This window comes from Thermobifida fusca YX, assembly GCF_000012405.1.
Lineage (GTDB): Bacteria > Actinomycetota > Actinomycetes > Streptosporangiales > Streptosporangiaceae > Thermobifida > Thermobifida fusca.
The window spans coordinates 1,385,406-1,399,236 of record NC_007333.1 but is presented as its reverse complement, the minus strand read 5'-3'; the positions used below and the strand labels follow the sequence as shown (position 1 = coordinate 1,399,236).

Here is a 13,831-nt window from a genome sequence, read left to right as displayed (position 1 = left end):
CCTCCAACAGCCATTTACGTGATGAGATCCCGTGCGAGGCAGAAAAGTTCGCTGCGGCGGGCAGTCAGCCGATTCCGGCCTCCTCCATTCCGCGGAGTTCGCGTTTGAGCTCCTTGATCTCGTCCCTGAGCCGGGCAGCCAGCTCGAACTGCAGATCGGCTGCTGCCTGGTGCATCTGCTCGGTGAGCTGTTCGACGAGGGCGGCGAGCTCCTCCCGAGGAAGGTTCTTCGCCTGCTCTGCGACCCGGTCGGGGCCGGACAGCGCACCGGACCGGGGCGTGGGGGTGCCCCGCTTCTCCCCGCGGCTGCGCGCGAGCAGTTCGGCCGTGTCGGCGTCCTCGCGGGCCAGAGAGTCGAGGATGTCGGCGATCTTCTTCCGCAGCGGCTTGGGGTCGATGCCGTGTTCCGCGTTGTAGGCGAGCTGTTTGGCCCGCCGCCGGTTGGTCTCCTCGATCGCCGCGGCCATGGCGTCAGTGACCGTGTCGGCGTACATGTGCACCTGCCCCGACACGTGCCGGGCGGCCCGGCCGATCGTCTGGATCAGTGACCGCTCCGAGCGGAGGAATCCTTCCTTGTCCGCGTCGAGGATCGCCACAAGCGACACCTCGGGCAGGTCGAGCCCTTCCCGCAGCAGGTTGATGCCGACAAGCACGTCGAAAACACCGACCCGCAGCTCGCGCAGCAGCTCCACCCGGCGCAGCGTGTCGATCTCGCTGTGCAGGTAGCGCACCCGGATGCCGAGGTCGGTGAGATAGTCGGTGAGGTCCTCGGCCATCTTCTTGGTCAGGGTGGTGACCAGCACCCGCTCGTCGCGTTCGGCGCGGATCCGGATCTCGTGGACGAGGTCGTCGATCTGCCCCTCGGTGGGTTTGACGATCACCTCCGGGTCCACCAAGCCGGTCGGCCTGATCACCTGCTCGACCACGTCGCCGCCGACGCGTTCCAGCTCGTACGGGCCCGGGGTGGCCGACAGGTAGAGGGTCTGACCGGTGCGTTCCCGGAACTCGTCCCAGGTCAGCGGCCGGTTGTCCATCGCCGAGGGGAGCCGGAAGCCGTGTTCCACCAGGGTGCGTTTCCGTGCCGCGTCCCCCTCGTACATGCCGCCGATCTGCGGCACGGTGACGTGCGACTCGTCGATGACCACCAGGAAGTCTTCGGGGAAGTAGTCGAGCAGGGTGTTGGGCGGGCTTCCGGGGGCACGCCCGTCGAAGTGGCGGGAGTAGTTCTCCACCCCCGCGCAGGTGCCCATCTGCTCCAGCATCTCCACGTCGTAGGTGGTGCGCATGCGCAGCCGCTGCGCTTCGAGGAGCTTGCCGGCCGCTTCCAGTTCCGCGAGCCGCTCTTCCAGTTCCGCTTGGATGCCGGCGATGGCCTTCCGCATCCGCTCCGGCCCAGCCACGTAGTGGGAGGCGGGGAAGATGTAGACGCGGTCGCTCTCCCCCAGCACTTCGCCGGTGATCGGGTGCAGGGTCATGAGCCGTTCGATCTCGTCGCCGAACATTTCGATCCGGACCGCGAGCTCGTCGTAGACCGGGATGATCTCCACGGTGTCGCCCCGCACCCGGAACGTGCCGCGGGTGAACGCGACATCGTTGCGGGTGTACTGCATCTCCACGAGCCGGCGCAGCAGCTCGTCGCGGTCGATCTCCATGCCGACTTCGACTGTCGCCATGCGGTCGACGTACTCCTGCGGGGTGCCCAGGCCGTAGATGCACGACACGGACGCCACGACAACGGTGTCGCGGCGGGTGAGTAGCGCCGTGGTGGCCGAGTGCCGGAGCCGCTCCACTTCCTCGTTGATGGAGGAGTCCTTCTCGATGTAAGTGTCGGTCTGCGGGACGTAGGCCTCGGGCTGGTAGTAGTCGTAGTAGGAGACGAAGTATTCGACCGCGTTGTGGGGCATCATCTCGCGCAGCTCGTTGGCGAACTGCGCGGCCAGCGTCTTGTTGGGCTGGATGACCAGGGTGGGGCGCTGCAGCCGCTCGATGAGCCAAGCCACGGTGGCGGTTTTTCCGGTACCGGTGGCGCCCAGCAGGACCGTGTCGGCCGCCCCGCCTTGGATCCGTCGGGCGAGCTCCTCGATCGCGGCGGGCTGGTCACCCGCCGGGACCATGTCTGTGACCACTTCGAATGGCCTGTCCGTGCGCTGGATGTCGGTGACCGGTCGCATACGTCCCCCTGCGTGTTCTCCGTCTTCCCGCCTGTGTCCCACTCTAGGGTCCGCCGCTGACAGCCGGGTTCCGCCGTTCGTCCTCAGCCAGCGTTCCTGGGGTGGGCTGTGTCCGGCGGCAACGCTCCGCCTGCCGCACCCCTGCCGGCTGCGTCGGAATACCGCTTTTCTTGCCAACGGAGGCGAGGAGCACGGTGCTGCTTATCACACTGCTCGTCGTGGGGTGGAATACGGGCGGATACGGCCGGGCAGCCCGGAAAGCGGGTGGCGATCCCTCAGGATGCTGAACCCGACGGGACGTGGACAGACCGTTATTCCTGTTACGGTTCGCTCTCATTTTGGGATGGCGGCACGGCATAGCACTCTGCACGTGCTTTTCCGGAATACTCCCCTACCCTCCAGCTCTCGGAAAATACGTGAACGGCAGGACAAAGAGCACGAACGGGGACGTCTCAGACGCAGCCCTACCGCTGCCTACAGCCGGGAAGCTGCCCTCTTCTCACCACTCTGACGTGGGGATATTCTCCCGAGACACGACCCTGGGCTCGTGCAGGCTCCCCTCTGCGCGGCACCTGACCGGAACCGTTGGCTTCTTTCTACTGTGAGACAATTCCGCGTATTCACAGCGTCGCATCATCTACTGCCCAGGATTCTTTCCACCGTATCCTGCGCACACGGATCCGCAATCAGGATGCGTTAACAGAATTCTCGGGACAACATTCCGAGCAGTTGATGACGACTTTATTTCCCGTTGAACAATCCAGCGGCGCAAAACGCACTCTTCCCGGTTTTCCCGCAGAGAAACCGGTTTTTCCCCGAAAAACAGGAGACAACTCGCCTTTCCCCAACGCGGCGGTCCGTCGCGGCCCGTCCCAAGGGAAGCCGTCCCCTCCCCCCGCTGGGCACCGTCGACCGACCGGGGTTGCGCGGTGTGCCGCCACCCGGCCTCGAGTGCTCACCGTGCGCAGCCCAGGGCGGCGCCCCCAGCCAGCTCGCCGTCCCCTTCCCCCGTCCTCGCAACGGATCCACCCCCGCAGGCCGGAAGACCGGACTCGTGGAGGAGACGCACGATCTCCGCAAGCCCCAGCCGTGCCCCCTCCTCGCGTGCCCGAGCCACCCCGTCCGCACCCAACTCGGCACGGAGCCGCGCCGCGCAGCGCCGGTGCTCCCACAGCAGTTGGGGAAACCCGAACAGTTGGGGAACGCCCCCGCCCAGCAAAGTCCGGGCCGCTCCCAGCAGGCGGGCCGCGAGCCCGGGGTCTCCATGCTCCGCCAGAATCCACGCGAGCGCGTTCACCGCCATCGCGCCGCCCAGCCGGTCGTCGAACTCTGCGCTGATCTCCAGGCTGCGCACCAAGTGGGCGGCCGCCTCATCGGCCTCGCCCTGCCGCCAGAGGTAGATCCCGAACGTGGACAGCAGATAGGAGCGGTGCCACCGTTCCCCGCGGCGTAGGCTCAGCTCCACCGCTTTCCGGTGGTACTCCGCTACCGTCGCCTGGTCCCCCTCGCCGATCAAAGTGAGCAGCCCGAGAGTGACCTGCTCCCCGAACTCGTCACCGTGGCGGCGATACCCCTGCAGCGCCCGCAGTGCCTTGGCGCGCGCGGTGCCCGCTTCCGCCCAGGAGAGCGCCGCCAGGCTGCGCAGCAGGGCCGCATCGGATTCTGTCCGCGTCCCGCCTGTTCCTTCCTGTTCGATCTCGCGGGCGCAGCGGTCCACCGTATCGAGGTCCCGCTGGAGTACCGCGACGAACCCGCACACCCACAACGCTTTGTCTCGTTCCGGCCCGGGCTCCTGGCACCGCTGCAGCCCCAGCTCCAACCAGTGGCGGCTCTCACTGAGCGGCACGCACAGCATCCAGTACGGCCACAGAGTGCCCATAGCCCGCAGCGTGCGACGGACGGTCGCGGGATCGTCGAGCCCTGCGCGCAGCGCCACTTTCAGGTCGGCGTGGCCGCGGCGGAGCCGCCGGAACCAGAGTGCCTGCCCGGCACCGCTCCACGCGCTCTCCGCGCGCTCCACCAGGGTCAGATACCAGTCGCGGAGCCGACGGCGCGTCTCCTCTGCGGTTCCGCTCTCCGCTAACCGGTCCCGGCCGTAGCGCCGCACCGGTTCCAGCATCCGGTAGTACCGTTGCCCTTCAGCGTCGTAGGCGGTCAGCACCGACTGGTCCACAAGACCGGTGACCGCGTGGAGCGCCTTGTCTGTCTCCCAGCCGGCCTCGGCCAGGACTGCTTCGGCGCCCTCCAACGTGAAGTCCCCACCGAAGATTGAAAGCCGGGCCCAGGCCCGCCGCTCGTCCGGAGTGCACAGCCCGTAGCTCCAGTCCAGCACTGCGCGCAGCGTCCGGTGCCGGTCCGGGGCGGTGCGCACCGAACTGTCCGGCAGGGACAGTCCCTCCTCCAACCGCTCCAGCAACTGCCGCGGGGAGAGGACCCGCAGTCCGCGGGCGGCCAGTTCCACCAGCAGCGGCACCCCCTCGAGCAATTGGCACAGCCGGATCACCGCCCGGTGGTTGTCCTCGTCCACCGTGAAGCCCGGGACCACCGCTGCGGCCCGGTCCACCAGCAGTTCGACCGACTCGTACCGTGTCAGGTGCTCCAGCGGGGTGGCGGACCCAGGCACGGACAGGGGGTGCACCTGCCAGAGCTGCTCCCCTGCACAGCCCAGCGGGCGTCGGCTGGTGGCCAGGATCTGCACGCCGGGCGCCCGCCGCCGCAGAGTCTCCACCAGGACCGCACAGCTCTCCACCAGGTGCTCGCAATTGTCGAGGAGCAGAAGAAGTTCCCGGTCGGCGAGGGCTGCGGCCAGCGTGTCCGCGGACGCGTCTGCGGAGCCGTCCGGGATCCGCAGTGCTGCTCCCACAGTCCACACCACGGCCTGCGGATCGGTGACCGACGCCAATTCGACGAGCCCCACGCCGTCCCGGTAACGGTCGCACACCCGGCGGGCTACGTGCAGGGCGAGCCTGGTCTTGCCTACTCCCCCTGTGCCGACGAGGGTGACCGTCCCGCCGTGGGCGAGCCGCTCCTCTACCGCGGCCAGGTCGGTTTTGCGGCCTACGAACGACGTGACCTCGGCTGGCAGGGTTCCGGTGGCAAACGCCGTCGTGGCGTAGCCGGGTTCCGGGTCGGCCCCCACAGAGGTGGGGCTCTGCTGCGTAGCGGCCTGTTCGTTGCGGGCTTCATACCACCGCTGCCGCCACTGTTCGAGCAGAGCGGCTTCCTCCCATGCCTCTGCGCTGCCGACCGCCTGCTCGGGATGGGCTCGGGCGTATGCGGCACAGGCCCGGACAAACATCACGGCGACTCCCAGTGTGGGCAATTCGCGCCCGGATGCCGCATTGCTCAGGGTTGTATCGGAATATCCTTCTCCTAAAGAGACTGTGAGGGCGGAAAGCGTCCGAAAGGACGGGGTTCCCGCATCCGCACGCAACGCACGCAACTCTAGTGCGAATCTTCCAGCGGGACTTTCAGGTTTGGATACTGGATTGAGACGACGTCCTGGTCGTGCCTGTCGACCCACCAGCCCTCCGTTCACTCATCACTCGGCCGTCTACCAGTATTCCTCTCGATGCAAAGCCCGGCCAATTGTCAATTTGATCATCAGGCAGGCCCTGTCGCGCAGTCAATCCGGTGTTTTCACTTCGGTCTGGCAGACCGTCCGCGGCCGGAGCCTGTGTCTTTCTCCGCTCGGGGATACGGATCCGAAGCAAGCAGCGGCCTGGGATGGGCAGACACCCGCGCACTCAGTGGGAGAGTGCTCCGACATCCCACGCGACTCGCGCCGCCGCACGGCTCCGGGGACCGTTGACGGCGCGCTCCCCGCAACCCTGCGCTAACAGCAGCTTCCGGGGCATCGCGAACGCACAGTCCTCCCCGTCAGCCCGGTTTTCTCCCCCGGTGGATGGTCTTCTCTCTGCCCGCAGGGCCCGCTCTCTTGCTGCTGCGGCTTCCGCCATGGGTCGGTGCACAGTAGCTCGATACGCACATCCAGGCGCTGCCGGGGTCCTTCCCCGGAGTTCGGAATCCTCGGGTCGATATCCGCTGCCGCTTGAAACGGATCACCGCTCGACCGCTCTGCACTGCCCGGAATTCCGTCCGGCTGCCGACAGCCCTTCCGCATGCGGAAGTCCTCCGACGGGAAGAACAGTTCTCTTTTGCTCCGGCTTCGGACATTTCCTATCCGGAACGCAAGGGAACCGGAGCACCGCCCCGCGCGTCAATAAAAAGACAGCGATTCGCCATCCAGAAGCCGGACATATTTCCTGAAAGCAACACAGGATTATCCTGTTCTCTTCTGCGGGAAGAGAATATTTGCGGTCGCTTTCTTCCCCAAGAAAGGAAGGTGATCAATGTCAGCGGAGAACATGACCGACCAGGAGGTCGAGAAGTTCCTGGAAATGCTGCGCCAGAGGGGCGTACAGCTGCCCAAGCAGCGGAAACCGAACATCGTCATCTGCGGTCAGACCGGGGTTGGAAAGACCACGACGATCAACACTCTCTTCGGTAGAGAGGTGGGTGCTGTCGGAGACTTCTCCCGGGGGAGTGTGACCGACACGCTGTACGAGTGGGAAGCCCACGGCCAGTACATCGACATCGTCGACCTCCCCGGCCTTGGGGACACCCCCAAGAACGACCGTGAGTACCGCGAGATGTACCGGCGCAGGGTCGCCGAGGCAGACGGTTTCCTCGTGGTCGTCAACCCTCCTCGGCCGTTCAACTCCGCGACGAAGAGCACCGTGGATCTGCTGATCTCCTGCGGGGTAGCCCCGGAGCAGATCGTTTTCGCCTACAACCGTCTCGAGTCGATCACCACCCTCATCGAGGGGGAACGGCGCTCAGTCAGGCTCAACGGGATCGCCGGACCTGCGACGGAAGCTGACCGCGAGGCCGTAGAACGCGCCCGCCAGGCCTTCTACCAGGACCTATGTGAGGGGATCCATGGTGGCCGGTACCGCACACGTTTCTCCCTTGACCAGATCGTCCCCTACGACGCGCTGCACGGCTGGAACATCTTCGTCCTCTTGGGCCAGGTAGTGCAGCGTCTTCCCGGGGAGACGCTGGCGAGCTGGGACAAAGCCGTCTCGCGAGGGGTCCAGGAGCTGCAGGAGCGGGAACGTGAACAGCAGCTCGCAGAGCGCGAGCTGCTGCTTCGCAGGAAGGAAAAACTCCTCGCTCAGGAGAAGAAGGCTCTTACCCAGCTCGCACGACGCCTGACCCAGCGCGCGAAGAAACTGGACAAGCGCGCGGAAGAACTGGCCGAGTGGGAGCAAGAACTCACCGAGCGGGAAGAAGCACTCGACGAACGCGAAAGACGCTTGTCACTGACGAGCTCCTCCCAGAGGGAGAAGACCGCCCCACCGGAGCGTTCCAGCCGCCCCCAGCGTCTCACCCCAGTCTCCACCCCCGAGCCGGATCCGGTGGAGGACGATCTCGAGGCCGAGCGCCGCAGCATTCAGGAGGACGAGGAGCGGCTCAAGGAACGGGAGAAGGCAGCCGCTGAAATTCCCCGGCAGCATGAAGAGCACAAGGTGACAGTGCGTGAACGCATCAAAAACTGGTTCTCGAAAGCAGTGAAGGTTGGCGCTGAGCTCGCCGGGCGTGCTGTCTCCTATTTCCTCCAGGCTTTCAGCGGCTGATCACGTCGCACAGGCCCCGTCTCAGCCTTAGGCTCTATCGGATTTCACCCGGAGCGCCCCTGGTCCCCTGGTGGGGCAGTCGACGCCCGGGCCGGACACTGCCGCGGCAGCAGCTCGCCGCTGCCGGCTACCGGGAGTGCAGTCGCCGCTGCAGTTCCTCCCACACCTCAGCGACCCGGGCGTCCAATTCCTCCTCGGTTCCCGAATTGTCGATGATGATGTCGGCGACCGCGCGGCGCTGCTCCCGACTGGCCTGGGCGTTGATCCGGGCACGGACCTGTTCTTCAGGCATCCCCCGGTTCGCGGTCACCCGCTCCACCTGGGTGTGGACCGGGACGTCCACCACGATCACCACGTCGTACTGGTCGGCGAGATTGTTTTCGACGAGGAGCGGCACGTCATAGACGACGATCGTGCCCTCCTTTGCCTGCGCCATCAGCTCTTGGGTGCGTTCCCCCACCCGGGGGTGCACGATCGCGTTGAGCCGAGCCAGTTTGGTCTCGTCAGCGAAAACGATCTCCCCCAGCCGGGCCCGGTCCAGTCTTCCCTCAGGGGTGAGCACCTGGTCACCAAACTCGGCGACGATCTCGGCAAGCGCGGGGGTTCCCGGTTCGACCACTTCCCGCGCGATAGCGTCCGCGTCGATGACGAGCGCCCCGTGTGCGGCAAGACGGCGCGCCACCGAACTCTTCCCCGAACCGATCCCGCCGGTCAGTCCCACTTTCAGCATGCCGACGATCCTACGGACGGCCCGCGGCACACGAAAAAGGGGGCCGCCCGATCGTGGGCGACCCCCGTCAGCCTATGGAGCGGATCAGCTTTCGCCGCCGCCCGCGAGCTTCTCCCGCAGCGCGGCCAGGGCCTCGTCGGAGGCGAGCTCTCCGCCGCCCTGACCAGAACCGCTGTCGTCGTCGGCCTGCTGCTCCTGAGCAGCCGCGGCCTCGGCAGCCTGGGCTTCTTGGACCTGCTTGCGGTGCGCTTCGAAGCGGGCCTGAGCCAGAGCGTACTGGCGCTCCCACTCGTCGCGCTGGGCCTCGTAGCCCTCCATCCACTCGCCGGTCTCCGGGTCGAAGCCCTCCGGGTACTTGTAGTTGCCGTGTTCGTCGTACTCGGCAACCATGCCGTACATCGTCGGGTCGAACTCGGTCTGGTCCGGCGAGATGCTCTCGTTGGCCTGCTTCAGCGACAGGCTGATGCGGCGCCGGTCCAGGTCGATGTCGATGATCTTGACGAAGATCTCGGTGCCCACCTGAACAACCTGTTCGGGGACCTCCACGTGGCGCTCGGCCAGCTCGGAGATGTGCACCAGACCCTCGATACCCTCTTCGACCCGCACGAACGCGCCGAACGGCACCAGCTTGGTGACCTTACCCGGAACAATCTGTCCGATCTGGTGGGTGCGGGCGAACTGCTGCCACGGGTCTTCCTGGGTGGCCTTCAGCGACAGGGAGACGCGCTCGCGCTCCATGTCGACATCGAGGACCTCGACCGTGACCTCCTGGCCGACCTCGACCACTTCGCTCGGGTGGTCGATGTGCTTCCAGGACAGTTCGGACACGTGCACCAGACCATCAACACCGCCGAGGTCGACGAACGCGCCGAAGTTGACGATCGAAGAGACCACACCCTTACGGATCTGGCCCTTCTGCAGGGTGTTGAGGAAGGTCTGGCGGACCTCGGACTGGGTCTGTTCCAGCCAGGCACGGCGCGACAGGACGACGTTGTTGCGGTTCTTGTCAAGCTCGATGATCTTGGCTTCGAGCTCGCGGCCCACGTAGGGCTGCAGGTCGCGCACGCGACGCATCTCGACGAGGGAAGCGGGCAGGAAGCCGCGAAGGCCAATGTCGAGGATGAGACCGCCCTTGACAACCTCGATAACGGTGCCGGTGACGACGCCGTCCTCTTCCTTGATCTTTTCGATCGTGCCCCAAGCCCGCTCGTACTGAGCGCGCTTCTTGGACAGGATGAGGCGGCCTTCCTTGTCCTCCTTCTGGAGAACAAGAGCTTCGACATGGTCCCCGACAGCGACGACCTCGTGTGGATCGACGTCGTGCTTGATCGAGAGTTCACGTGAGGGGATCACACCCTCGGTCTTGTAGCCGATGTCGAGCAAGACCTCGTCTCGATCGACCTTCACGATGGTGCCTTCGACGATGTCACCGTCGTTGAAGTACTTGATGGTCTCGTCGATCGCGGCGAGGAAGGCTTCCTCGGAACCGATGTCGTTGACCGCTACCTGCGGTGTCGAGGTGGCCTCGGTGCTGCTCGTCATGTGTGGGTGGACTCCGGTACGGACATGGATAGAAGTTTGGACACGCTGTGAGAACACATTTGATTCGGATCCGACAGGAAACGCCCGGATGGGAGGTCCACCACACCAAAGATGTGGCCGTCCTCTAATCCGCACGTCGACCGGTCGGTCTTCCCCGACCCCGGGCGAACCCCGAATCGAGTGTGTGCATGCGAATCCACAACGCTCCCCACAGCCTATGGGAGGACTGCCCCGTGGTCAATTCGAGACCAGGGGAGCGCCGGTATCAATCCTATTGCGTCTGTGCGAGTGGCTGAGCAGGGAGCAGACTCACCTCTCAGGGACCTTGACCGGGGTCCACCACGGATGCTACAAGCCAAGGCTCCGTCTTTGAAGGTTTCCAGTGGGTAAAAATTCCCTTCAGTGCACGCTACTCCTCGTAGCGCCCCGAACGGAGGCGTTTGAGAGCGGAGCGGTGTCGCTTCTCCCGCAGCCGGCGCTCCTTGGCCGCCCGGGACAGCTTGGTAGGCCGTCTTTTCCGCGCTGGAGGCCGAGCTGCCTCGCTGAGCAGCGCCGCCAGGCGCTCCCAGGCGACTTCCCGGTTGCGGGCCTGGGAGCGAAAATCTTGTGCTGAAACGGTCAGCACCCCGTCAACCAGCCGCGGGCCCAGGCGCCGCAGGACGCGCTCCCGCTGTTCCTCGGTGAGCACCGCGGTGGTGGTGACGTCCAGGGACAGCGAGACCCGCGTGCTCGCAGTATTGGCGTGCTGCCCACCCGGACCCGAGGAACGAGAGAAACGCCACACCAGTTCGTCGTCGCGCAGCTCCACGCGAGGGGCGCCGAGTGGATTCCGTCGCATCACCGCAGCCTTCGCCGATCACACTTTGTCGTAATTTTATCCTCACTCAGCGCTTCTTCCGGAAAATTCACCGGATTCTGCCGACCACGTGACCGACCGGCTCAGTGAGCTGCGTCATGCCAGTTGGGGCCCACCCCCACCGACACGGCAAGCGGAACCCGCAACTGCTGCGCCTGAGACATGTGCTCCACCACGAGCTCCCGCACGGTGTCCAGCTCGCCGGGGGCGACCTCCAGCACAAGTTCGTCGTGGACTTGCAGCAGCATCCGCGAGGCGAGCCCGTTCTCGCGCAGCGCCCGGTCCACGCGCAGCATCGCCAGCTTGATGATGTCCGCGGCCGACCCTTGGATGGGCGCGTTGAGCGCCATCCGCTCAGCCATCTCCCGCCGCTGCCGGTTGTCGCTGTTGAGGTCGGGCAGGTAGCGGCGGCGGCCCAGGATCGTCGCGGTGTAACCTTCGCGCCGTGCCCGGACCACCACGGCTTCGAGGTAGTCGCGGACCTTCCCAAAGTGGGAGAAGTACTCCTCCATGAGGACCCGGGCTTCTTTCGGCGAAATACCCAGCTGCTGGGCCAGCCCATAGTCGCTCAGCCCGTAGGCCAGGCCGTAGTTCATGGCCTTGATCCGGGCGCGTGCCTCCCCGTCGACCTGGTCCACCGGGATCCGGAAGACCCGCGAAGCGATCTGCGCGTGGAAGTCGAAGCCGCTGTGGAACGCTTCGATCAGCGCCTCGTCCTCCGACAGGTGGGCCATGATGCGCAGTTCGATCTGGCTGTAGTCGGCGGTGAGCAACTGCTCGTAGCCTTCACCGACCACGAAGGCGCGGCGGATGCGCCGACCGGCGTCGGTGCGCACCGGGATGTTCTGCAGGTTGGGCTCGGCTGAGCTGAGCCGTCCCGTGGCGGTCACCGTCTGGTGGAAGGTGGTGTGGATACGCCCGTCCTCGGCGATCGTCTTGATCAGCCCTTCCACCGTGGTCCGCAGCTTGGTCTGGTCGCGGTGGCGCAGCAGGATGACGGGGAGCTCGTTGTCGGTCTGCGCGGCCAGCCACGCCAGCGCGTCCGCGTCAGTGGTGTAGCCGGTTTTGATCCGCTTCGTCTTGGGCAGCCCCAGCTCGTCGAAGAGGATCTGCTGCAACTGTTTGGGCGATCCGAGGTTGAACTCGCGGCCCACCAGGCGGTGCGCTTCGTCGACTGCCTGGCGGACTGCGGCGGCGAACTCGGCTTCCAAGTCCCGCAGGTAGGTGAGGTCGGCGGCGATCCCCGCATCCTCCATGCGGGCCAGCACCTCGGCCAGGGGGAGTTCCAGGTTGTGGAGCAGGTCGAGTCCTTCACGCCGGGTGAGCTCGGCGTCCAAGGCCAAGGCCAGCTCCACCGTGGCCAGGGCTCGGAGCGCCAGTTCGCGGCGGGCCGTGTCCTGGTCGTCGCCGGTCCCTTCGAGGTCCAGGGTGAGCTGAGCGCCTTCGGCGTTGTGCTCTGTCAGTTCCCGGCCTAGGTAGCGGAGGCACAGGGTGGCGAGCTCGAAGTTGCGTCGCCCGGGTTCCAGCAGGTAGGCGGCGATTGCGGTGTCGGATTCGACCCCGTCCAGGGTCCAGCCGCGGGCCCACAGGGCGCGCAGTGCCCATTTGACGCCATGCAGCACCTTGGGATAGGCGGGGTCGGCCAGCCATGCGGTGAGCGCGGCCTCGTCCGCGGGGTCCAGTTGGGTCGGATCGAGGCAGACCGCGCGGCCCGAGGGGACGGCAAGCGCCAGGCGGATGATGTCACCGTCCCGCTCCCCGCTCCACTCCAGGGCCACCCCAGTGCGGGCCCCGGCGGCGATCTCCGCGGCGAGCCAGTCGCCCAAGGTGCCGGGTGCCGGGTCGACCAGTTCGACGGAGAACCCTTCGTCTTGGACGGGTTCGGCGCTGTCGTCGCCCGCCTGCTCGCTCAGCACGGCGAACAGGCGGTCGCGGAGGGTTGAGGCGAACTCCAGGTTGTCGAAGAGCAGGTTGACGCCGTCGCGGTTCCAGTGGCCCAGCGTCATCCCGGTGACGTCGACGCCGAGCTCCACATCGGTGGCGAGCCGGTTGAGCCGCTGGTTGCGCAGGACGTCGTCGAGGTGGTCGCGGAGGTTCTGCCCAGCCTTGCCGCCGATCTCGTGGGCGTGGGCGACGAGCGCGTCGAGCGACCCGTACTTGGCCAGCCACTTGGCCGCGGTCTTGGGCCCCACCCCCGGCACTCCGGGCAGGTTGTCGGACTTCTCCCCCACCAGGGCCGCCAGGTCGCAGTAGCGTTCCGGCGGCACCGCGTACTTGGCTTCGACCGCCTCCGGGGTCATGCGGATCAGGTCGGACAGGCTCCTGCCCGGGTAGAGCACCGTGCAGTGCTCGCCGACCAGCTGGAAGGTGTCGCGGTCCCCGGAGGCGATGAGCACGTCCATGCCTTCGGCGAGACCCCGCGTGGTGAGCGTGGCGATGATGTCGTCAGCCTCGTATCCCGGGACGGACAGGCTGGTGACCCCGATCAGCCCAAGCAGTTCTTGGAGCAGGCCCACCTGGCTGGGGAACTCCGGCGGGGTTTCGGAGCGGCCCGCCTTGTACTCGGCGTACTCCTCATGCCGGAACGTGGGCTCGGAGCGGTCCCAGGCCACGGCGATGTGCGTGGGCTGCTCTTCGCGGAGCAGCTTGACCAGCATCGACGTGAAGCCGTAGATGGCATTGGTGGCCTGGCCTGCGCTGTTGACGAATTTTTCTGCCGGGAGCGCGTAGAACGCGCGGAAGGCCATGGAGTGGCCGTCCACGAGGAGCAGCCGGGGGCGCCCACCTCCTTCACCGGTCTCGGCGGGACGGGTCTGCTCGGGGGTCGCCTGTGTGTTCACCACACGACGAATCCTAGGATGCGCAGAAGACATTTGCGCGGTTCCCGCGGCGGT

General features: G+C 66.3%; 7 protein-coding genes. 1 reads left to right on the top strand and 6 read right to left on the bottom strand.

The window, feature by feature from the left end:
• Positions 1–64: 64 nt before the first annotated feature.
• Complete coding sequence (gene uvrB / locus TFU_RS05980; protein ID WP_011291643.1) at positions 65–2,170, bottom strand: excinuclease ABC subunit UvrB; 2,106 nt, start codon at positions 2,168–2,170, stop codon at positions 65–67.
• A 955-nt stretch (positions 2,171–3,125) separates the two neighbouring features.
• On the bottom strand, positions 3,126–5,468 hold the full coding sequence (locus TFU_RS05975) for an ATP-binding protein (protein WP_011291642.1): 2,343 nt from the start codon (positions 5,466–5,468) through the stop codon (positions 3,126–3,128).
• Between the two features lie 1,054 nt (positions 5,469–6,522).
• Between TFU_RS05975 and TFU_RS05970 the strand changes: the two genes are divergently transcribed.
• Complete coding sequence (locus tag TFU_RS05970; RefSeq protein ID WP_011291640.1) at positions 6,523–7,809, top strand: GTPase; 1,287 nt, start codon at positions 6,523–6,525, stop codon at positions 7,807–7,809.
• Between the two features lie 127 nt (positions 7,810–7,936).
• Here TFU_RS05970 and coaE read toward each other — a convergent pair whose 3' ends face one another.
• The 4 genes from coaE to polA all read right to left on the bottom strand — a co-directional run bounded on the left by coaE (position 7,937) and on the right by polA (position 13,780).
• Complete coding sequence (gene coaE, locus TFU_RS05965) at positions 7,937–8,539, bottom strand: dephospho-CoA kinase (protein ID WP_016188531.1); 603 nt, start codon at positions 8,537–8,539, stop codon at positions 7,937–7,939.
• An 84-nt stretch (positions 8,540–8,623) separates the two neighbouring features.
• Positions 8,624–10,081: a 30S ribosomal protein S1 gene (gene rpsA, locus TFU_RS05960; RefSeq protein WP_011291638.1), complete on the bottom strand. Its 1,458-nt coding sequence runs from the start codon at positions 10,079–10,081 to the stop codon at positions 8,624–8,626.
• A 409-nt stretch (positions 10,082–10,490) separates the two neighbouring features.
• Positions 10,491–10,919, bottom strand: a complete 429-nt coding sequence (arfB, locus tag TFU_RS05955; RefSeq protein WP_011291637.1) for an alternative ribosome rescue aminoacyl-tRNA hydrolase ArfB — start codon at positions 10,917–10,919, stop codon at positions 10,491–10,493.
• 101 nt (positions 10,920–11,020) lie between these two features.
• Positions 11,021–13,780, bottom strand: a complete 2,760-nt coding sequence (polA, locus tag TFU_RS05950; RefSeq protein ID WP_041427883.1) for a DNA polymerase I — start codon at positions 13,778–13,780, stop codon at positions 11,021–11,023.
• Positions 13,781–13,831 lie beyond the last annotated feature (51 nt).

Excerpts from the sequence above, each read along its gene's own strand:
- TFU_RS05970 (WP_011291640.1), top strand. The coding sequence starts at position 6,523 with ATGTCAGCGGAGAACATGACCGACCAGGAGGTCGAGAAGTTCCTGGAA.
- uvrB (WP_011291643.1), bottom strand. The coding sequence starts at position 2,170 with ATGCGACCGGTCACCGACATCCAGCGCACGGACAGGCCATTCGAAGTG.
- coaE (WP_016188531.1), bottom strand. The coding sequence starts at position 8,539 with ATGCTGAAAGTGGGACTGACCGGCGGGATCGGTTCGGGGAAGAGTTCG.
- rpsA (WP_011291638.1), bottom strand. The coding sequence starts at position 10,081 with ATGACGAGCAGCACCGAGGCCACCTCGACACCGCAGGTAGCGGTCAAC.
- TFU_RS05975 (WP_011291642.1), bottom strand. The coding sequence starts at position 5,468 with ATGTTTGTCCGGGCCTGTGCCGCATACGCCCGAGCCCATCCCGAGCAG.
- arfB (WP_011291637.1), bottom strand. The coding sequence starts at position 10,919 with ATGCGACGGAATCCACTCGGCGCCCCTCGCGTGGAGCTGCGCGACGAC.